The sequence below is a fragment of the Limimaricola sp. genome, assembly GCF_016125575.1.
Lineage (GTDB): Bacteria > Pseudomonadota > Alphaproteobacteria > Rhodobacterales > Rhodobacteraceae > WGLM01.
In genome coordinates, this window is sequence record NZ_WGLM01000005.1 from 327,773 (window position 1) to 345,309 (window position 17,537).

At 65.4% G+C, this 17,537-nt stretch carries 18 protein-coding genes; 11 read left to right on the plus strand and 7 right to left on the minus strand.

The window, feature by feature from the left end; genetic code table 11:
* Nucleotides 1-28 precede the first annotated feature (28 nt).
* From GC146_RS13000 to GC146_RS13010, 3 genes are read left to right on the plus strand one after another with little or no spacing between them, the layout of a single operon-like run.
* On the plus strand, nucleotides 29-1,171 hold the full coding sequence (locus GC146_RS13000) for a bifunctional 2-C-methyl-D-erythritol 4-phosphate cytidylyltransferase/2-C-methyl-D-erythritol 2,4-cyclodiphosphate synthase (protein WP_291839287.1): 1,143 nt from the start codon (nucleotides 29-31) through the stop codon (nucleotides 1,169-1,171).
* Complete coding sequence (locus GC146_RS13005) at nucleotides 1,168-1,659, plus strand: phosphatidylglycerophosphatase A (RefSeq protein WP_291839290.1); 492 nt, start codon at nucleotides 1,168-1,170, stop codon at nucleotides 1,657-1,659. Before GC146_RS13000 ends, GC146_RS13005 begins: the two co-directional genes overlap by 4 nt.
* Complete coding sequence (locus GC146_RS13010) at nucleotides 1,656-2,129, plus strand: CinA family protein (protein WP_291839294.1); 474 nt, start codon at nucleotides 1,656-1,658, stop codon at nucleotides 2,127-2,129. The genes GC146_RS13005 and GC146_RS13010 overlap by 4 nt, the downstream gene beginning before the upstream one ends.
* Here GC146_RS13010 and GC146_RS13015 read toward each other — a convergent pair.
* Nucleotides 2,126-3,412, minus strand: coding sequence for an MmgE/PrpD family protein (locus GC146_RS13015; RefSeq protein ID WP_291839297.1), 1,287 nt, complete (start codon nucleotides 3,410-3,412; stop codon nucleotides 2,126-2,128). The genes GC146_RS13010 and GC146_RS13015 overlap by 4 nt on opposite strands.
* Nucleotides 3,409-3,861: a type II toxin-antitoxin system RatA family toxin gene (locus GC146_RS13020; protein WP_291839301.1), complete on the minus strand. Its 453-nt coding sequence runs from the start codon at nucleotides 3,859-3,861 to the stop codon at nucleotides 3,409-3,411. Before GC146_RS13020 ends, GC146_RS13015 begins: the two co-directional genes overlap by 4 nt.
* 87 nt (nucleotides 3,862-3,948) lie before the next feature.
* Between GC146_RS13020 and hpt the strand changes: the two genes are divergently transcribed.
* From hpt to GC146_RS13050, 5 genes are all read left to right on the plus strand, one after another.
* Nucleotides 3,949-4,488, plus strand: a complete 540-nt coding sequence (gene hpt / locus GC146_RS13025; RefSeq protein WP_291839303.1) for a hypoxanthine phosphoribosyltransferase — start codon at nucleotides 3,949-3,951, stop codon at nucleotides 4,486-4,488.
* A gap of 113 nt (nucleotides 4,489-4,601) precedes the next feature.
* Nucleotides 4,602-5,570: a porin gene (locus GC146_RS13030; protein WP_291839306.1), complete on the plus strand. Its 969-nt coding sequence runs from the start codon at nucleotides 4,602-4,604 to the stop codon at nucleotides 5,568-5,570.
* Nucleotides 5,571-5,792: 222 nt separating this feature from the next.
* Nucleotides 5,793-6,764 (plus strand): porin, encoded by a 972-nt coding sequence (locus GC146_RS13035; RefSeq protein WP_291839308.1) that lies wholly within the window; start codon nucleotides 5,793-5,795, stop codon nucleotides 6,762-6,764.
* 316 nt (nucleotides 6,765-7,080) lie between these two features.
* Nucleotides 7,081-7,557 (plus strand): cytochrome c, encoded by a 477-nt coding sequence (locus tag GC146_RS13045; RefSeq protein ID WP_291839316.1) that lies wholly within the window; start codon nucleotides 7,081-7,083, stop codon nucleotides 7,555-7,557.
* Between the two features lie 19 nt (nucleotides 7,558-7,576).
* A complete protein-coding gene (locus GC146_RS13050) occupies nucleotides 7,577-8,467 on the plus strand; it encodes a cytochrome c (protein ID WP_291839319.1) in 891 nt (296 codons plus the stop codon).
* Between the two features lie 109 nt (nucleotides 8,468-8,576).
* Here GC146_RS13050 and GC146_RS13055 read toward each other — a convergent pair whose 3' ends face one another.
* From GC146_RS13055 to GC146_RS13065, 3 genes are all read right to left on the minus strand, one after another.
* Nucleotides 8,577-9,674 carry a sugar-transfer associated ATP-grasp domain-containing protein gene (locus tag GC146_RS13055; RefSeq protein WP_291839321.1) on the minus strand — a complete coding sequence of 366 codons (1,098 nt, stop codon included), beginning with the start codon at nucleotides 9,672-9,674 and terminating at the stop codon, nucleotides 8,577-8,579.
* Entirely contained in the window at nucleotides 9,671-10,630 is a 960-nt protein-coding gene (gene lipA / locus GC146_RS13060) for a lipoyl synthase (protein ID WP_291839324.1), read from the minus strand. Before lipA ends, GC146_RS13055 begins: the two co-directional genes overlap by 4 nt.
* Before the next feature lie 101 nt (nucleotides 10,631-10,731).
* Nucleotides 10,732-11,838: a DUF6456 domain-containing protein gene (locus GC146_RS13065; RefSeq protein WP_291839327.1), complete on the minus strand. Its 1,107-nt coding sequence runs from the start codon at nucleotides 11,836-11,838 to the stop codon at nucleotides 10,732-10,734.
* Between the two features lie 233 nt (nucleotides 11,839-12,071).
* On the opposite strand from GC146_RS13065, the gene GC146_RS13070 reads away from it, so the two are divergent.
* The gene (locus tag GC146_RS13070; RefSeq protein WP_291839329.1) at nucleotides 12,072-12,383 is read left to right on the plus strand and encodes a DUF6477 family protein; all 312 of its coding nucleotides are present in this window, start codon (nucleotides 12,072-12,074) and stop codon (nucleotides 12,381-12,383) included.
* Here the strand turns inward: GC146_RS13070 and GC146_RS13075 are convergent.
* Nucleotides 12,376-13,923: a trimethylamine methyltransferase family protein gene (locus GC146_RS13075; protein WP_291839332.1), complete on the minus strand. Its 1,548-nt coding sequence runs from the start codon at nucleotides 13,921-13,923 to the stop codon at nucleotides 12,376-12,378. The two genes, GC146_RS13070 and GC146_RS13075, sit on opposite strands and share 8 nt — an antisense overlap.
* A 118-nt stretch (nucleotides 13,924-14,041) precedes the next feature.
* Nucleotides 14,042-15,463 carry a PLP-dependent aminotransferase family protein gene (locus GC146_RS13080; protein WP_291839335.1) on the minus strand — a complete coding sequence of 474 codons (1,422 nt, stop codon included), beginning with the start codon at nucleotides 15,461-15,463 and terminating at the stop codon, nucleotides 14,042-14,044.
* A gap of 154 nt (nucleotides 15,464-15,617) precedes the next feature.
* Between GC146_RS13080 and GC146_RS13085 the strand changes: the two genes are divergently transcribed.
* Entirely contained in the window at nucleotides 15,618-15,842 is a 225-nt protein-coding gene (locus GC146_RS13085; protein WP_291839337.1) for a tautomerase family protein, read from the plus strand.
* 82 nt (nucleotides 15,843-15,924) lie between these two features.
* A complete protein-coding gene (gene guaA, locus GC146_RS13090) occupies nucleotides 15,925-17,490 on the plus strand; it encodes a glutamine-hydrolyzing GMP synthase (RefSeq protein ID WP_291839339.1) in 1,566 nt (521 codons plus the stop codon).
* The last annotated feature ends 47 nt before the right edge of the window (nucleotides 17,491-17,537 follow it).

The window sequence follows — 17,537 nt, forward strand, 5'->3', positions numbered from 1 at the left end:
CATTGCGACAACCCGATCGAGTGGCCCCATGACACAAATTGCCGCCATCATCGTTGCTGCCGGTCGCGGATCGCGTGCTGGCGGTGGCCTGCCAAAGCAATGGCGCCCACTGGGCAGTGCGCGCGTGATCGACGCCACCCTTGCGGCATTTCGGGCCGGCGGCATCGGGCGCCTTGTCGTTGTGATCCATCCCGAAGATGCCACCTTGGCCGCTGGTCTGGCCGAAACCGGCTGCGCCGTTGTTCACGGGGCCGAAACGCGCGCGGGCTCGGTCTTGGCCGGATTGGCAGCCCTAGAGGCCGACCCGCCCGACATGGTCCTGATCCACGACGCCGCGCGGCCCCTCGTGCGCCCGGCCTTGATCGCGCGGGTGCTGGAGGCGCTCGACACCCATCCGGGTGCCGCCCCCGCCGTTGCGGTGACGGACGCCTTGTGGCGCGGCACGCAGGGCCTTGTCAGCGGCACGCAGGACCGCACGGGGCTGTGGCGCGCGCAGACGCCGCAGGGCTTTCATTATGCCGCCATTCTTGCCGCGCATCGCGCCCATCCCGGTGGCGCTGCCGACGATGTCGAGGTGGCGCGCGCCGCGGGGCTGGACGTGGCCATCGTGGCGGGCGATGAGGACAACCTGAAGATCACCGCGCCGGAAGATTTCGCCCGCGCTACTCGCCTAATGGGGGCCGCAATGGACATTCGCACCGGCAACGGGTTCGACGTACACGCCTTCGGGCCGGGCGACCATGTCTGGCTTTGCGGCGTCAAGGTGCCGCATGACCGCGCGCTGATGGGCCATTCGGATGCCGACGTGGGGATGCACGCGGTGACCGACGCGATCTACGGCGCGCTGGGCATGGGCGATATCGGCCAGCATTTCCCCCCGTCCGAGGCGCGCTGGAAAGGCGCGGCAAGCCATATCTTCCTCGAACATGCCTGCGCGCTGGCCCGCGAACACGGCTTTGACATCACCCATGCTGATTGCACGCTCATCTGCGAACGCCCGAAGATCGGCCCGCATGCCCCTGCGATGAAAGCGGAAATGGCGCGGATCATGGGGCTTTCGCCCGACCGGATCAGCGTCAAGGCCACGACGTCGGAACGGCTGGGCTTTACCGGCCGCGAGGAGGGCATCGCGGCTCTGGCCACCGCGACACTTCTGAAAGGACAGCCATGACCCGCCTGATCGCCACCTTCGGCAACGTGGGCCTTTTGCGCCCGGCGCCGGGCACATGGGGCTCTGCCGCGGCGCTGGTCGCAGCCTTCCTGCTTTATCTTCTGGCCGGGCCGTGGGCCGTCACCGTGGCGCTGCCAGTCGCCGTGGTGCTGGGCCTGTGGGCGATCGACGCCGAGACCCGCGGCGGGACCGACCCCGACCCGTCCGAGATCGTCATTGACGAGGTCGCGGGCCAGTGGATTGCCATCCTGCCGGTGCTGTTCGGCGCGGCCAACAACAACGTCGCCGTCTGGAAGCTCTGGCCGGGCTGGGTGGCGGCCTTTCTCCTCTTCCGGCTGTTCGACATCTGGAAACCGGGCTGGATCGGCCGGGCGGACCGGCGGCACGACACGCTGGGCGTGATGCTGGACGACCTGATCGCCGGCGTCTTTGCCGCGATCGGCGTGGGCGCGCTGGCAGCACTCTTTCACCTGGTGCTGATGCGATGAGCCTTGCGGCCGACCTGCTGGCAGCGGCGCGCGCCAAGGGCCTGCGCGTGGCCACCGCCGAAAGCTGCACCGGCGGATTGCTGGCGAGCGCGATCACCGATGTCGCGGGATCGTCGGACATCTTCGACCGGGGCGTGGTGACCTATTCCAACGCCGCCAAGACCGATCTGCTGGGCGTCAAGCCCGCGACGCTGGACGCGCATGGCGCAGTTTCAGAGCAGGTGGCGGCGGAAATGGCCGCGGGCGTGCTGGCGCGCTCAGCGGCACAGATCGCCGTGTCGACAACCGGCATCGCCGGGCCGGGCGGGTCCGATTTCAAGCCCGAGGGGCGCGTCTGCTTCGGGGTGGCGACGGCGGCCGGAACCCGCACGGAAACGGTCGAATTCGGCGCGTTGGGCCGGGCAAAGGTCCGCGCGGCGGCCGTGGACCATGCGCTGAGAATGCTGATTGCAGCGGTGGCTGCGGCCTAGGCAGCGGCCAGTAGCGCCAGCAACGGGCCGAGATCCGCGGCGTGAACCGCCTGCCACAGCCGATCGGCGCGCTCTGTGCCCAGCAGCCCCTCCGCCTTCAGCCGCAGCTTTTGCGCCCGCAGGTCGAACGGGATGGGCGCGGCGAGGTCGTGAAAGGCGGTCTGCTGCGCGCCGTCGCGGGTCTCGATCGACACGCGCGCCTGCATCTCAGTCAGGCTGTCATCGGCCTCCACTTGGACGCTATCCCGAAGAGCAACCAGTCGCGGCTCGGCGCAGGCGGCATCGGTGAAACTGGAAATCGCCGCGGTCGGCACCCCCGCCAGCGCCATTGCACAGCTAAGGCGATAGCTGAACTTCGCCTGCAAACCCGTTGATGGATCGGGATTATTACAGACCGTCATCCAGCGCGGATGGGTGCGGATGGTGACAGCGATGACATCCTGCGGATCAACCTTCAACGTGCCGACCGCTTCCAACATCGCGTGCAGCCCGTGACAGCAGGCGTGGAACTTGTGGCTGATCTCCAACATCCGCCAGTCATGCCCCAGCCCGTCGAAGGCATCGGCGTGGCCCTCGCCCAGATGCGTTTCGCCGTAGCCCTGCGGACCCGACAATGCCTCCGGCGCCGACTCGAACCCCGCTACGGCCAGCAAGGTCGCCTCGACCCCGGTTTCAGCGGCCAGACCCGCATTGAGCGGTTTCGCCATCGTCCCGAACTGTGCCCGGACGCCACCCGCCCGGCTGGCGGCAATCCCCAGTGCCCGTCGCGCCGCGACACCGTGCAACCCGGTCAAGCGGATCCCGGACAGCGTCGCACCAAAAGCGCCTGCCGTCGCGGTCTGGTGAAAACCCGCTGCGTAATGCCCGCGCCCCAGCCACAGCCCGATACGTACGGAACCTTCGGTCCCGACGAGCGCGGCCTGCAAAAGCGCCGCCATGTCCGCCCCACGCACCTCTGCCATTGCCAGCGCGGCAGGAATGACGGCGACGGACGGATGGCCGATATGGGCGAAATGGGTATCGTCGTAGTCAAGCGCGTGGCTGGTCGCGCCGTTGACGAGGGCCGACGCACGCGGCGGCGCCTTGGCCCCACCGATGACCGTTGCAGACCCGGTACCACCCTCGGCGCCAACGTGGCCTCGCAGAATGCCGGCCAGCGGCTCACTCGCGCCAGCAATGCCACACGCTGCCCAGTCGAAGAGCGACAGGCGCATCATTTCCAATGCGGCACCGTCGACTGCTTCTACAATTGCAAAATCAGAAAGTTGTGCTTCGATGCTCATGCATCACCTGAACCGTAAAGATCTGTTGCCCGCGCCTCGAACGCCGCGACAACCCGGTTCATTGCTTCGGTGAAAAACAGCCCCGCTGCCCCCTGCAGCAACCGGTTGCGAAACTCGAAATCCACCTCGAAATGCACCGCGCAGCCCTTCGGATCGGGGCTGAATTGCCATGATGAACGCAGGTATTTGAACGGCCCGTCGATATAGCGCGTATCGATCTGCCGCTCCGGCCAGAGCGTCACCTCGCTGCCAAAGCTTTCACGGAACACCTTGAACGAAATCACGAGGTCCGCGAGCATCACCTGATGATCGCCCTTGTCGGTCACTGACCGGACCCGTGCCGCGGCCGTCCACGGCAGGAACTTTGGATAGCTCGCCACGTCGGCCACCAGCGCATACATCTGCGACGGAGAATAGGGTAACACGCGGGTTTCGGCGTGAGAGGGCATCGGCGGGTCCGGGCGCTTCGGTCAGTGACAATGGCCTCCCATGTCGTAGAGTAGCGGGCGAAAATCAACCACTCAGATCGGCCGGCCATGTCGCACCCTCCCTATGTCATCGACGAAATGATCTCGGCTAAGGCGATCGCCGCGCGGATCGAGGCGCTGGCGCGCGAAATCCATGCCGAGTTCGACGGGACCGACAAGTTGGTCGTCGTCGGCCTGTTGCGAGGCTCTTTCGTGTTTATCGCCGACCTCGTGCGCGAACTTGACCTGCCGGTCGAGGTCGATTTCCTCGAGGCGTCCTCCTACGGCGACGGCATGGAATCGAGCCGCGAAGTGCGCATCTTGAAGGACCTGCGTGGTCAGATCGAAGGGCGCGACGTGCTGGTCGTGGAAGACATCGTTGATACCGGCCACACGCTGGCCAAAGTGACCGAATATCTTGCCACCCGTCAGCCGGCGCGGCTGCGCACCATCGCGCTGCTGGACAAGCCCGCGCGGCGCGAGGTGCCGTTCAAGGCGACATGGACGGGCTTCGAGATCCCCGACGAATTCGTTGTCGGTTACGGAATCGACTACGGCCAGCGCAACCGCAACCTGCCCTTTATCGGCAAGGTCCGCTTTACCGGTTGAAGTCCGTCTTTGGATCTGCGGCTGCCCCGAAAGCAGGAATGCAAACGCGCAATTGTTACTTCGAGGGAGGGACTCAGAAATGATAAAGGAGAAGCGATAAGACGGAGATAAACATGCGAAATTTGCTTTCTGGAACGTTGCTGGCCAGCCTGTCTATTTTGGCCGCAGAGGCGGCGAACGCACAATCTTCGGCCGGCATCACGACGTATGGTTTCGTCGAGGCAGGACAAAGCTACAGTTCCGGATCGTCGGATTCGCGGAGTTATTATTTGGGCGATTTCGGCGGCACTTACAGCTTCGGCAATTTTTCTGGCGCTGATATCGGGCTCGATCTGGGCGTGTTCAGTTATGGGTCGTTGGACAGCGGCAGCAGCAACCTGCCGGCGGTGGTTTTCGGCGGCGTGACGCTGGGCATTGGCAACAGCAAGCTGACGATCGGCGCGCCCCGTGCGGCCTACGACCTTGTTCCCTTGTCTTTCGCGCGGGACGGCGCAGGCGACCAGCCCTCACCGCTGACCTACGTCTATGACTTGTCCGTGGTCGATCTGGATCGGTTGCTGTTCGGCAGTCACGGCGAAAGCTATGGCCTGCGCTATGACGGCATGTTCAGCGGTGCCCATGTCGCGGCATCATGGAACCACACCTCGATTTCCGGCAATTCATTCGACACTTATGGCGCTGCCGTTATGTACCCGGTCGGTAACGCGGTCATCTACGGCGCAACCGAATACGGGCGCGGCAATAGCGGGGTTGATGTCCGGCAATCGACGTTGGGCGGGACCTATGACTTTGGCAAGGGCAAGGCAGGGTTAAGCGTTGCTTACGGCAATGTCTTCTTTGACAGTTTGGTGCCGAACGTCACGAGGGTGCGCGGTTTCGTCAATTACGATGTGACAGACAAGCTGAACCTTTCCGCAGATGCCTGGTCGGTCAATGAGGGCTCCGGGAACCTCCATATCTATGGCATCGGCGCCAATTACAAAGTGTTCTCGAATGCCGCGATCAAGGCCAGCTATGCCCGCACCGGCGGCGGGTTCAGCTCCAACGACATCACCTCGATCGCGCTGAACTGGTCGTTCTGACAATATCCGGGCCGCGCGGTTCCGAAGGATACGCGCGGCCGGGTGAAGGTGCAGCAAGTGCGGGTCTTCTTGCCGCCATTTATCGGCCAGAGACGCCTCATTGGCCGAAAGCCGCCAGTTGCTGCATCTTTCATGCAACATGGCCCCGGATTGATGCTGGCAATCCCTGCGCGCCACACGCAAAGGGTGATAGGATATTTCCAGTTTCAATGGAGTTTCACCATGCGCAAGTTCCTTCTCAGCACCATCCTGGCCAGCTTGCCCGCCTTGGGCGCGAGCGGTGCGATGGCCCAGTCCTCGGCCGGCATTACAACCTACGGCTTCGTCCAGATTGGCCAGAGCCGCATCTCTGGCTCTTCGTCCGACACGCAGTCCTACTATTTCGGCGATTTCGGCGGCAGCTACAGCTTCGGCAACTATGGTGGGGTCGATATCGGCCTTGACCTTGGCGTGATGGGCTTTGGCTCGCTCGACAGCGGCAGCAACCCGCCGGCCGTCACCTTCGGTGCAGTGACCTTCGGCTTTGGCAGCAACAAGGTGTCTGTCGGTGCGCCACGGGCGGCCTACGATATGGCCGCGCTTCCCTTCATGGGTAGTACAGGCAATGGCCTGCTGGGGGCCGAGTTCTATCTCTACGGCCTGTCCGTCAATGATCTTGCTCGCATCAATATCGCCAGTGATGTCCAGAGCTACGGCCTGCGCTACGACGGCATGTTCAGCGGCACACATGTGGCGGCATCTTGGAACCGGATCGCACAAGGGGGCGACTCGCTCGACACCTATGGCGTCGCGGCGATGTACCAGATGGGCAACATCGGCCTTTACGGCGGCACAGAATACAGCAAGGGCACCGGCACGTCGGATCTCCAGCTTTCGCTGATTGGAGCGACCTACGACTACGGCAAGGGCACTGCCGGTCTCGCCGTTTCCTACGGGAACGTCCTCTTCAGCATGGTTTCCAACGCCACACAGGTGCGCGGTTTCGTCAATTACGACGTGACCGACCGCCTGAAGCTGACCGCCAACGCATGGGGCATTACCCAAGGCAGCAGCGACAACATCCGCGCCTACGGGATCGGGGCCGACTACAAGGTGTTCTCCAACGCCTCGATCGAGGCTGGCTACATGCGTTTCGACAGCAGTTCGGGCTCCCCCGGAGACGTCACCTCGATCGCGCTGAACTGGTCGTTCTGACAGGAGTTCCGGCCAGCCGGATCATACAGGCGGAGGCGGCGAAAGTGTTTCCGCTTGGATGGCTTCTCAGGGCCAGCCGCTGGGCCCGCAACCCGCCCCCGATGGGGCGGGTTATTCTTGTCTTGGGCGTCGTTCTGGCCTGCCTCGCGATTGCGGGTGTCCAACATCTTGGCCTTTGGCCGGACTGGCTGACCGCCGCGCCGCGCCGCGGCCCGTGCATCCTTCACTGAACATTGCAAAAACCTGCACTCCGGCGCTTGCCGGATGGCCGATGTCACCTAGAATAAATGGCATTGATCAGTTCTGGGAGTTTGTAATGAAGACCTCGTCGAAGCTTTTCGCCACCGCGTTTCTGGCCGCTGCCCTGTCCGGCGCCGCTCTTGCCCAAAGCGCTGTTGATCCGGCCATCAAGGCGGCGATCGACGCACGCCATTCAAACATGCACCTGTTCGCCTTCAACCTCGGTCTCTTGGGCGGAATGGCGCAAGGCAAGATCGATTACGACGCCGAAGCGGCAACGAAGGCCGCCGCAAACCTCGTGGCCCTCAGCCATCTCGACACGTCGCGCTACTGGCCGGAAGGGTCCGACACCGCGATCGAGGGCAGCCATGCGCTACCCGCGATCTGGACCGACAAGGCCGACTTTGATGCAAAATGGGCGGCCCTCGGCACCGCGACCGAGGCGATGGCCGCCGCGGCCGGTACCGGTGTTGACGGGCTGAAGGCGGCGCTGGGCGGCGTTGGCGGGGCCTGCGCCGATTGTCATAAAACCTACCGCGCCCGGCTGAACTAGGCCGGGAGTGCGCCGCGCGATGCGCAGATGGCGCCTTTGGGTCGTGCTGGTGGCCCTTGTTGCGGGTGTTGCGTGGTGGCAGGCGCTGCCGCGCCCCCTGCCCGCCTCGACGCTTGACGGGATCACTGGCGATGCCAGCAGGGGCGCGCTGGTATTTGCCGCGGCAGGCTGTGCGGCCTGTCACATGGCGCCCGGCGCGGACCTTACCGATGCGCCGGTGCTCTCCGGCGGGCGGGCCTTCCCTACGGCGTTCGGCACGTTCATCGCGCCCAATATATCGACAGACCCCGTTGCGGGCATCGGCGACTGGTCGGATATGCAGATCCTGAATGCGGTCATGCGCGGCATTGGCCGTGATGGCCAGCACCTTTACCCCGCCTTCCCTTACGCGACCTATGGTCATGCCGCGTTGCAGGACATGGCCGATCTGATCTCTTATCTGCGAACGCTGCCGGCCGATTCGACCCCAAGCAAGGCGTCCAAACTTGCCTTTCCATTCAGCTTTCGGCCCGCCCTGGGCCTGTGGAAACGTCTTTTCATCGCGCCGGGATGGGTCGTCAGCGGTGATCTGACGCCCGAGCAGGCCCGCGGCCGCTACCTTGTCGAGGCGCTGGGCCACTGCGCCGAATGCCACACGCCGCGCAACATCCTTGGCGGCCCCGAGCGCGACCATTGGCTTGCCGGCGCAAAGAACCCCGCCGGCCGCGGCCGCATCCCCAATATTACGCCGGCAAGGCTCGACTGGTCCAAGGCCGATATCGCCGAATATCTCAAATCTGGCTTCACGCCCAGCTATGACACCGTCGGCGGGGCGATGGCAGAGGTCGTGGCCAACACCGCGCACCTGACCGACGCCGATCGCGCCGCCATTGCCGCCTACCTCAAGATCGTGCCGCCCGTCGCCCGGTGACGGCCTGCCGCCTTTGCCTTGGCAAATATCCTCGGGGGTGAATTGGCCCGGGGCACCGGGCCAAGAGGGGGCAGACAGCCCCCTCGCGCGCGGGCCGCGAGGCCCCGCGCTACCGGCGCCGCAGGCGCCCGAGGACAAGCCCGCGCCGCGCGACCCGCCGCTGCTTCAGTCGATCCTGCCGGGCCTGCCAGATTTCTTCCAACCCACGCCGAAGCAGTACGCCACTGTCGCCGGCTAGCGCACCACGGTCCAGCGGCCCTTGCCACGCCTCCAGAGAGGGTGATGTGTTCGCCTCGACAAAAATCGGCCCTTCCGGCCCGATGGCAATGTCCCAGCCCACCAGCGGCAGCATGTGCAACAGCCCGGCCGCGCGCCGGGTCAACCGCAGCACCTTCGGCCAGTTCGGCAACTGCAACCCGTCCAGAGCCGCGCCAGTATCGGGATGGGTCGTCAACCGCGCGGCACGCGCGCCCAATCCGTTGCGTGCGGCACCCACGATGCCGCTCTCGGCATCGACCGGCGCCACAAGGTTGCCGCGCCACACGTTGTCAGCCATCGCACCCGCGCGGGGGATCTTCCACACGGCGGCCAGAACATGCACCTCTTGCCCCAGCACCAGTGTCACCAGCCGCAATGTACCAACGGTGGGCCCGATCGCGGCAACAATGTCGGGATGTTGCGCGATGAAGCCCTGGAACAGGTAGCCGCGCCCGCGATGATGGCGGCGCAGATCGGTTTCCAGATGATCCAACGGCAAAACTTGCCCATCGGCCAGCACTGCGCCGTCCGCATTGATGCCAGTGATCGCAAGAACGGCATCGCTGCGCTCGCCCATGGCGGGCTTGCCGAATACAGGCAAGGCGCCATCGGCCCGCAGCAAGCGTTCGATCCCCGCGGCGGCATGCAGGCGCGGCACGCCCATCGGCGGCGGGCGGCCATAGACGGCGCGCAGCTCTGGCACTGGAAGGCCCGCACCGCGCAGCATCGCATCGAACAGCAGCTTGTCGGCGACCAAGCCGCGCCGGTTCGACAATTGGTTAAGGCGGAAGGCAAGCTTCATCGCGCCATAGGCGCCCAGATAGTCGCGCGCCACGGCTGCCGGCTGCGTATCCAGCCCGTAATCGAGGTATTCCGACAACAAGAGGCCCCGTTGCCAGGGGCGCGACATCACGTAGCCCGGCAGCGCCCTCAAGGCGCGCGTGCTCACGCCCGGCCGAGCCTTGCCAGCCGCGCCGCACGCAGCCTCGCGAAATCATCACCCGCGTGGTAGGAGGACCGCGTCAGCGGCGTGGCAGACACCATCAGGAAGCCCTTGCCATAGGCCGCCTTTTCATAGGCCGCGAATTCCTCGGGCGTGACGAAGCGGTCAACGCGGTGATGCTTGGGCGTCGGCTGAAGGTATTGCCCGATCGTCAGGAAATCGACATCGGCCGCGCGCATGTCGTCCATCACTTGTGCCACGGCCTGTTTGTCCTCGCCAAGCCCCACCATGATGCCGGACTTGGTGAACATCGCCGGGTCAATCTCCTTGACGCGCTGCAACAGCCGCAGCGAGTGGAAATAGCGCGCGCCGGGCCGCACCTCGGGGTAAAGGCCCGGCACGGTTTCAAGGTTGTGGTTGAAGACATCCGGCTTGGCCGCGACGACGGTTTCCAGCACCGACGGATCGCAACGCAGGAAGTCGGGCGTCAGGATTTCAATGGTCGTCTCGGGCGACTGGCGACGGATCGCGCGGATCGTCATCGCGAAATGCTCTGCTCCGCCATCGGCGACATCATCGCGGTCGACGCTGGTGATGACAACGTGGTTCAGCCCCAGTTTCTTGACCGCGTCGGCCACGCGCCCCGGTTCGAACGCATCAAGCGCCTCGGGCGGCTTGCCGGTGGCGATGTTGCAGAAGCTGCAGGCGCGGGTGCAAACCTCTCCCATGATCATCATGGTGGCGTGGCCCTGGCTCCAGCATTCGCCCACGTTGGGACAGCCCGCCTCTTCGCAGACCGTCACCAGCTTGTGGGTGCGCATGATGTCGCGGGTGGTCCTGTAGCCGTCCGAGGTGGGCGCCTTGACGCGAATCCAGTCGGGTTTCTTCGGCTGGGCGTTATCGGGGCGACGCGCCTTCTCGGGGTGGCGCTGGACGGGGTCCTTCAGATCGCGCGGGGACATGGGGCCTCTTTCGTGCTGCTGGCGCAGAACTTACGCGTCCGGCAGGGCAAAGTCCAATGGCGCGGCGGGTCTGCATGGCGGCCATGCAGGCACTGCGCGCCTCAGCCCATCATCTTGCCGGCCTCGCCCTGCGCCTCGTAATGGCGTTGCAGCCGCGTCAGTGCGATGCGCAGCACGATCTTGCCCGAACGCGCCGCCCAGCCCAGCCGCTCTTCGGCCTGCTCCAGCCCCTCCAGATAGCAGCAGCACCGCAATGCAACATCGCCAAGACCCGGGCCAAGCTCTGCCAGTGCTGCACGCAGCCGCGCCGCCGCGGCGCTGGCCCCGCCACCAGCCAGCGGGCCAAGCTGCGGGCCACTTGCGGGCGCGGTCAGAAACCGGTCCCAGTTCTGCGTCACCTTCGGCCCCATCTGGGCCAGTTCGAAGTCCTCGCGCAGCCGTTCCCCCGCCGCGACCTGATCGCGAGTCAGGAACGGCTTGCCATCGCGGTCTTTTCGGCGAGCAAGAGCAATCAGCGGGCTGTCGGTGCCGCTGAAACGGCTGACCGGGTCAACCCAGCTTTCGGCCTCGTGCGACCGCTTGTCCGCGTGTATGCCGGGTGCCGCCGCAAAGGACGCAGGCGCCTCGGCAAGACCGCGCCCCGCCTCGGCGATCATCATGCGGCGCAGTTCGGCCCGTCCGGTGGGTGTGATCGTGTAGCGCGCGATCCGCGAGGGCGTCGTGCCGCAGGCGATCCAGTCACGCAGGGCCATCGCCTGGGCGATGTCGCACGCGACCACGGCAGTACGCGTGGCCGCGCCGCCCGGTCCCTCGCGCACGACGACGGCCTGCTCCATGTCACGGGCGACGGCCAGCACCGCGCCCGGTTCGGCCAGCCGACGCAGAACGCGGGCACCCTCGCTGGCGATGCGGGCCTCGCCGGGGCCTTGGGCGTTGTCCTTGGTCATCGTGGTCATCTCCTTGCGGGGCAGGCCTTCGCGGGCGAGGCAGGCTGCAAGATTGCGCAGGGCCTCGTCGATCAACGGATCGTCACGCCGGTTTTCGAACCGGCGGACCTGACGCAGGATGGTCGAGGCATGCACCTCGCTGGCGCGGGCCAACGCACGGATCGACATGCCCGTTTCGGTATGAACGATGTAATTGCGCGCTGCCTGGGGCACCCATGCAGGCAAGGCCAGCTCGGCCCCCGGACCCCGAGTCCCCGTCATTTCTGCCACCTCTGCTCATGTCCCGCCCGGTTCAATCGCCAGACTCTTTAACAATTTTACAACCTAAAGTTGTATTGGTTACCCAAGTGTTAAAGTCGATCGCAGGTCCATCATTGTTTCGAAAAGATAAACAAGGATGAGATCGCCGCACGGTGGTGGGCCCCCTCACGCAACACACGCCCAGATTGTGTAAGCTGACGCAACAATCACGACGGCACCACGGAGGGACCCCGATGCTCGATATCCTCGGAATGATTGCTTCGCTGAAACGGCCCGGACTGCTGGTTCGCACCGCGCGTTTCGGTGTGGACGATTACCGGCGCGACATCCACCTGCCCCGCATTCTGCGCAACGTCGCGCTACCGCGCCATGGCGAGGCGCTGATCCGCTTGCTCGAAATCGAGGACACTTTGAATGCGCTGCGTCTGGGCGGACACGCCGAATACGCCGTCGCCCGACATGTCGAGGTGATGATCGCGATCATGGGCGAAGCACGGCTGATGCGCGCCACGCTTCGCCCGGTCGCTGTGGCCGATCCTACATGAAGGCGTCCGGCTCACTTGCCTTCTTCTGTGCGACGTAGGCGTCCAGCGCCTCTTCGATCGCCGGGTCGATGGCCGGTTTGACGTAGGTGTCCAGCATCTTCTGCACCCGGATCGCGGCCAGCGCCTGCGTGTCGCGTGCGCCTTCCTCGTCCCAGGTCTCGAAGGGTTTGTAGTCGAACAGATCAGACCGCCAGAACGCCGCCTTGAAATTGGCCTGCGTGTGCGCGCAGCCAAGGTAATGGCCGCCCGGACCCACCTCGGCGATGGCATCCATCGCCTGTCCGTTCTCGCTGATGTCGACGCCGCGGGCGAAGTGGTGGACCGTGCCCAGCTGGTCGGCATCCATGACGAATTTCTCGAAACTCGCGACCAGCCCGCCTTCCAGCCAGCCACAGGCATGCAGCATGAAGTTCACACCGGACAGCAGCCCCATGTTGAGGCTGTTGGCGCTTTCATACGCCGCCTGCGCATCGGGCAGTTTCGAGCCGCAGAACGATCCCGCAGAGCGGTAGGGAACGCCCAGCCGCCGGACAAGTTGCCCCATGCCATAGGTGATATGCGCCGCCTCGGGCGTGCCGAAGGTGGGCGCGCCCGAGTTCATGTCGATCGAGGTGACGAAGGCCCCGGCGATGACCGGCGCGCCCTTGCGCACAAGTTGGCTGTAGGCGATGCCGGCCAGAACTTCGGCCATCACTTGCGTCAATGTCCCGGCGACCGAGACCGGCGCCATCGCGCCGCCCACGATAAACGGGCTGATGATCGCGGCCTGGTTGTTGCGGGCATAGACTTCGAGCGCGCCCATCATGATGCCGTCAAAGGTCAGCGGGCTGTTGATGTTGATCAGCGAGGTCATCACCGTGTTGTTGCGCACGAAGTCCTTGCCGAAGACGAGACCGGCCATGTCGACCGAATCCTGCGCGCGGCTGGGTTCGGTGACGGAGCCCATGAAGGGCTTGTCGCTCAGCGTCATGTGGGCCTGCAGCATGTCGAGGTGACGCTTGTTCACCGGCACGTCCGTGGGCTCGCAAACGGTGCCGCCCGAATGGTGCAGCCATTTCGACATGTAGCCCAGCTTCACGAACTTGCGGAAATCGTCGATCGTGGCATAGCGGCGACCGCCTTCGGCAGACCGCACGAAGGGCGGACCATAGACCGGCGCAAGGACAAGGTTACGCCCGCCGATCTCGACGCTGCGGGCGGGATTGCGGGCATGCTGGGTGAATTGGGCGGGTGCTGTCTTGCACAATGCGCGGGCAAGGCCGCGCGGGATGCGCACGCGCTCGCCCCGCACATCTGCCCCGGCCTCGCGCCAACGGTCCAGCGCTGCGGGATTCTCTATGAAGTTGACGCCGATCTGCTCCAGCACGGTTTCGGCGTTATACTCGATCAGCTCCAGCGCCTCGGTCGTCAGGACCTCGAAGTTGGGGATATTGCGTTCGATGAAGCGCGCCGTCTCGACGCTCACCGCCGTCCGCTCGGCCCGGCGCGCCGCACCGCCGCCGCCACGCACCCGCCGCCCGGTTTCTGCAGTGTCCGCCATAGCCCTGTCTCCTCGCGTTTCGCTGGTTGGGTGATAGCCCTGCACCGGCAGGCGCGTTGCGGCGATTGCGGCCTTTGGGGTGCGAAAGCGACATGCCGGTGCGGCGGCGATAGCGGTATCAGGCGGCGTCGGCGCGGTAGGCACCGGCAAGTGCGGCCAGCCGGTCGATCACCCCCGGCATGTCGCAGACCGCCACGTTGAAGCGCAGCCAGGGCGATTGTTGCAGGTTCGGGCGGAACACCGCGCCCGGCGCCAGCATCACGCCCTGCTCCAGCCCCCGCTTGGCCAGCGGCAAGGAATCGTCGATCCCCTCGAACCGCCCCCAGAGGAACATGCCGGCATCGCCCCGTTCCTCGGTGACGATACCGATCCGGTCGAACCCCGCCATCACCCGGTGGCGCGCATCGGCCAGCCGGTCCTGCAGGCGGGTCACAAACTTGCGGTAAAACCCGTCGGTCAGCAGGCGGTAGATCAGCTTTTCGGAGAAGGCCGAGGTGGTGATCGAGGTGACCATCTTCGTATCGGTCATCTGGGTGATGACCTGCGGCGCGGCCGCGACCAGCCCCACGCGCAGGCTACCCGACAGGGTCTTGGAGAAGCTGCGGACATATATCACGCGGTCAAGCTGGTCGAGCGCGGCCAGACGCAGCGCCGATCCCGGCAGCATGTCTGAAAAGATGTCGTCCTCGACCACGCGAAAGCCGTGGCGGACGGCCGTTTGCAGCACACGGAATACCGCGTGTTGCGACAGGGTTTGCCCCGTCGGGTTCTGCAGGACGGACTGGGTGAAATAAAGCTTCGGCGCATGGGCGGCGGCAAGCGCCTCCAGTGCGTCCAGATCGGGCCCGTCGGGGCCGCGCGGCACGCCAAGCAGGCGCAGGCCATGCAGACGCAGGTTGCCGAACAGGTTGTAATACCCCGGATCGTCGACCAGCACGGTGTCGCCGGGTGCAAGCTGGCTGCGGATCACGAGGTCAAGCGCCTGGCTCGCCCCGCAGGTCAGCAGGATCTGGTCCTCGGGCGGGTTCACCCCGATCTCGGGCAGGATGGTTCCAGCCAGCAGCGCGCGCAGCGGCCGGTAGCCCAGCGGCTCGCCATAGCCCACAAGGTGCGCGCCCTCGTTGTTGGACAGGGTCCGCAGGACGCGGCGCAGGCTGGCCTCTTCCATCCAGCTTTCGGGCAGCCACGGACCACCCGCAAGGATCGTGTCCTGTTCGGCCTCCAGCAGCCGGCGGATCAGCCAGACCACTTCTTCGCGGTGCGCGGGCCCGTCGGTGGCGGGCGCGGCGGGGCGGTCGCGGCGGCCGGCCACGAAAAACCCGCTGCCCGGACGCGACACAACATAGCCATGTGCCGCCAGGCGATCATAGGCATCGGCCACGGTGAACCGGCTGACATCGTGGTCCTGCGCGAAGACCCGGATCGAGGGCAGCTTGACACCGGGTGCCAGCAGCCCGTCCTCGATCTGCCTGGCGATGGCCTGCTCGATTTGCTTGGTGAGCGAAACGCCGGAGGACCGGCGCAGCATGACAGGGTCCATCCGAACCTCCGCACTGGCAGCCCGGACAGCCCGGACTGTCTGGCCGTCAGGCCCATGACAGTCCTGTCGCCCATATTCGAAGTGTACATGTCTCCGGCCGGATGCGTCCAGTACGCCTTGGGGTGCGACACGGCAACACAAGGAGGTTCTCAACATGCCGCTGGTGGATATCGAAGTGATCGAAGGCGTCTTCACCGACACCCAGAAATCGGACCTGATCAAGAAGGTGACCGAGGCGATGGTCTCGGTCGAAGGCGAGGCGATGCGCGGCGTGACCTGGGTCCGCGTCAAGGAGGTCAAGAGCGGCGACTGGGCGATCGGGGGCCAGCCCCTGACGACGGCGGCGGTCCGCCAGATGGCATCGGGGAAGGCGGCCTGAGGCAGGCTTCCCGCCGCGCGGGGTCGGGCAGGCCCCGCGCGAACCACTTGCCGAGACCACGGGCCACGGCTATGCCGCGAGCATGACCCAGCACCAGCGCCTTCTTATCGTCGACTTCGGCTCGCAAGTGACGCAGCTGATCGCGCGCCGCCTGCGCGAACTACGCGTCTATTGCGAGATTCACCCCTACCAGAACGTCACCGAGGCGTTCCTGAAAGAGTTCGCCCCGCAGGCGATCATCTTTTCGGGCGGCCCCGACAGCGTGACGCGCGAGGGCTCGCCCCGCCCGCCGCGCGCAGCCTACGAGATGGGCGTGCCGATCCTGGGCATCTGCTATGGCCAGCAGGTGATGATGCAGGACCTTGGCGGGCTTGTCGAAGCCGGGCAAAGCCACACCGCCGAATTCGGTCGCGCCTGGGTCAAGCCGACCGAGACGCCGCTGCCGCTGCTGGAAGGCTGGTTCATGGACGGCACCGGGCGCGAGCAGGTCTGGATGAGCCATGGCGACCACGTCGCGAAACTCGCGCCCGGCTTTGCCGTCTACGGCACCTCGCCCGGCGCGCCCTTCGCCATCACCGCCGACATTGATCGCCGTTTCTTTGCCGTGCAGTTTCACCCGGAGGTGCATCACACCCCCAACGGCAAGACGCTTTACCAGAACTTCGTGCGCATGGCGGGCTTTACTGGCGATTGGACGATGGCCGGCTACCGCGACGAGGCGATCCGCCAGATCCGCGCGCAGGTGGGCACGTCACACGTCATCTGCGGCCTCTCGGGCGGCGTCGACAGCTCGGTCACGGCGGTGCTGCTGCACGAGGCGATCGGCGACCAGCTGACCTGCGTCTTCGTCGACCACGGCCTGTTGCGGCAGGGCGAGGCCGAGCAGGTCGTGACCATGTTCCGCGATCACTACAACATCAAACTGATCCACGCCGATGAAAGCGCGCTGTTCCTGGGCGAGTTGGCCGGCGTCAGCGACCCCGAGGTCAAGCGCAAGACAATCGGCCGGCTTTTCATCGACGTGTTCCAGAAATACGCCAACACCATCAAGGATGCCGAGTTCCTAGCCCAGGGCACGCTTTATCCCGACGTGATCGAAAGCGTCAGCTTCTCGGGCGGTCCCTCGGTCACGATCAAGAGCCATCACAACGTCGGCGGTCTGCCCGAGAAGATGGGGCTTAAACTGGTCGAGCCGCTGCGCGAACTCTTCAAGGACGAGGTGCGCGCGCTGGGACAGGAACTGGGCCTTCCGGCCAGCTTCATCGGCCGTCACCCCTTCCCCGGTCCGGGCCTTGCCATCCGTTGCCCCGGCGAGATCACGCCCGAGAAACTGGCAATCCTGCGCAAGGCCGACGCGGTCTTCATCGACCAGATCCGCAAGCACGGCCTTTACGACGAGATCTGGCAGGCCTTCGTCGCGATCCTGCCAGTGCGCACCGTTGGAGTGATGGGCGACGGGCGCACCTATGACTATGCCTGCGCCCTGCGCGCGGTGACCAGCGTCGATGGCATGACCGCCGATTACTACCCCTTCACCCACGATTTCCTGGGCGAAACGGCGACGCGCATCATCAACGAAGTCAAAGGCATCAACCGCGTGACTTACGACATCACCTCCAAACCCCCCGGCACGATCGAGTGGGAATAGGCGCGGTGGCGGTGCCTTCGTGCCCGCAACCCGTCACGCACTGATTC

What these genes read in the sequence shown, in the direction of transcription:
- GC146_RS13000 (WP_291839287.1), top strand. Translation starts at nt 29, where the DNA reads ATGACACAAATTGCCGCCATCATCGTTGCTGCCGGTCGCGGATCGCGT.
- GC146_RS13005 (WP_291839290.1), top strand. Translation starts at nt 1,168, where the DNA reads ATGACCCGCCTGATCGCCACCTTCGGCAACGTGGGCCTTTTGCGCCCG.
- GC146_RS13010 (WP_291839294.1), top strand. Translation starts at nt 1,656, where the DNA reads ATGAGCCTTGCGGCCGACCTGCTGGCAGCGGCGCGCGCCAAGGGCCTG.
- GC146_RS13015 (WP_291839297.1), bottom strand. Translation starts at nt 3,412, where the DNA reads ATGAGCATCGAAGCACAACTTTCTGATTTTGCAATTGTAGAAGCAGTC.
- GC146_RS13020 (WP_291839301.1), bottom strand. Translation starts at nt 3,861, where the DNA reads ATGCCCTCTCACGCCGAAACCCGCGTGTTACCCTATTCTCCGTCGCAG.
- hpt (WP_291839303.1), top strand. Translation starts at nt 3,949, where the DNA reads ATGTCGCACCCTCCCTATGTCATCGACGAAATGATCTCGGCTAAGGCG.
- GC146_RS13030 (WP_291839306.1), top strand. Translation starts at nt 4,602, where the DNA reads ATGCGAAATTTGCTTTCTGGAACGTTGCTGGCCAGCCTGTCTATTTTG.
- GC146_RS13035 (WP_291839308.1), top strand. Translation starts at nt 5,793, where the DNA reads ATGCGCAAGTTCCTTCTCAGCACCATCCTGGCCAGCTTGCCCGCCTTG.
- GC146_RS13045 (WP_291839316.1), top strand. Translation starts at nt 7,081, where the DNA reads ATGAAGACCTCGTCGAAGCTTTTCGCCACCGCGTTTCTGGCCGCTGCC.
- GC146_RS13050 (WP_291839319.1), top strand. Translation starts at nt 7,577, where the DNA reads ATGCGCAGATGGCGCCTTTGGGTCGTGCTGGTGGCCCTTGTTGCGGGT.
- lipA (WP_291839324.1), bottom strand. Translation starts at nt 10,630, where the DNA reads ATGTCCCCGCGCGATCTGAAGGACCCCGTCCAGCGCCACCCCGAGAAG.
- GC146_RS13065 (WP_291839327.1), bottom strand. Translation starts at nt 11,838, where the DNA reads ATGACGGGGACTCGGGGTCCGGGGGCCGAGCTGGCCTTGCCTGCATGG.
- GC146_RS13070 (WP_291839329.1), top strand. Translation starts at nt 12,072, where the DNA reads ATGCTCGATATCCTCGGAATGATTGCTTCGCTGAAACGGCCCGGACTG.
- GC146_RS13075 (WP_291839332.1), bottom strand. Translation starts at nt 13,923, where the DNA reads ATGGCGGACACTGCAGAAACCGGGCGGCGGGTGCGTGGCGGCGGCGGT.
- GC146_RS13080 (WP_291839335.1), bottom strand. Translation starts at nt 15,463, where the DNA reads ATGGACCCTGTCATGCTGCGCCGGTCCTCCGGCGTTTCGCTCACCAAG.
- GC146_RS13085 (WP_291839337.1), top strand. Translation starts at nt 15,618, where the DNA reads ATGCCGCTGGTGGATATCGAAGTGATCGAAGGCGTCTTCACCGACACC.
- guaA (WP_291839339.1), top strand. Translation starts at nt 15,925, where the DNA reads ATGACCCAGCACCAGCGCCTTCTTATCGTCGACTTCGGCTCGCAAGTG.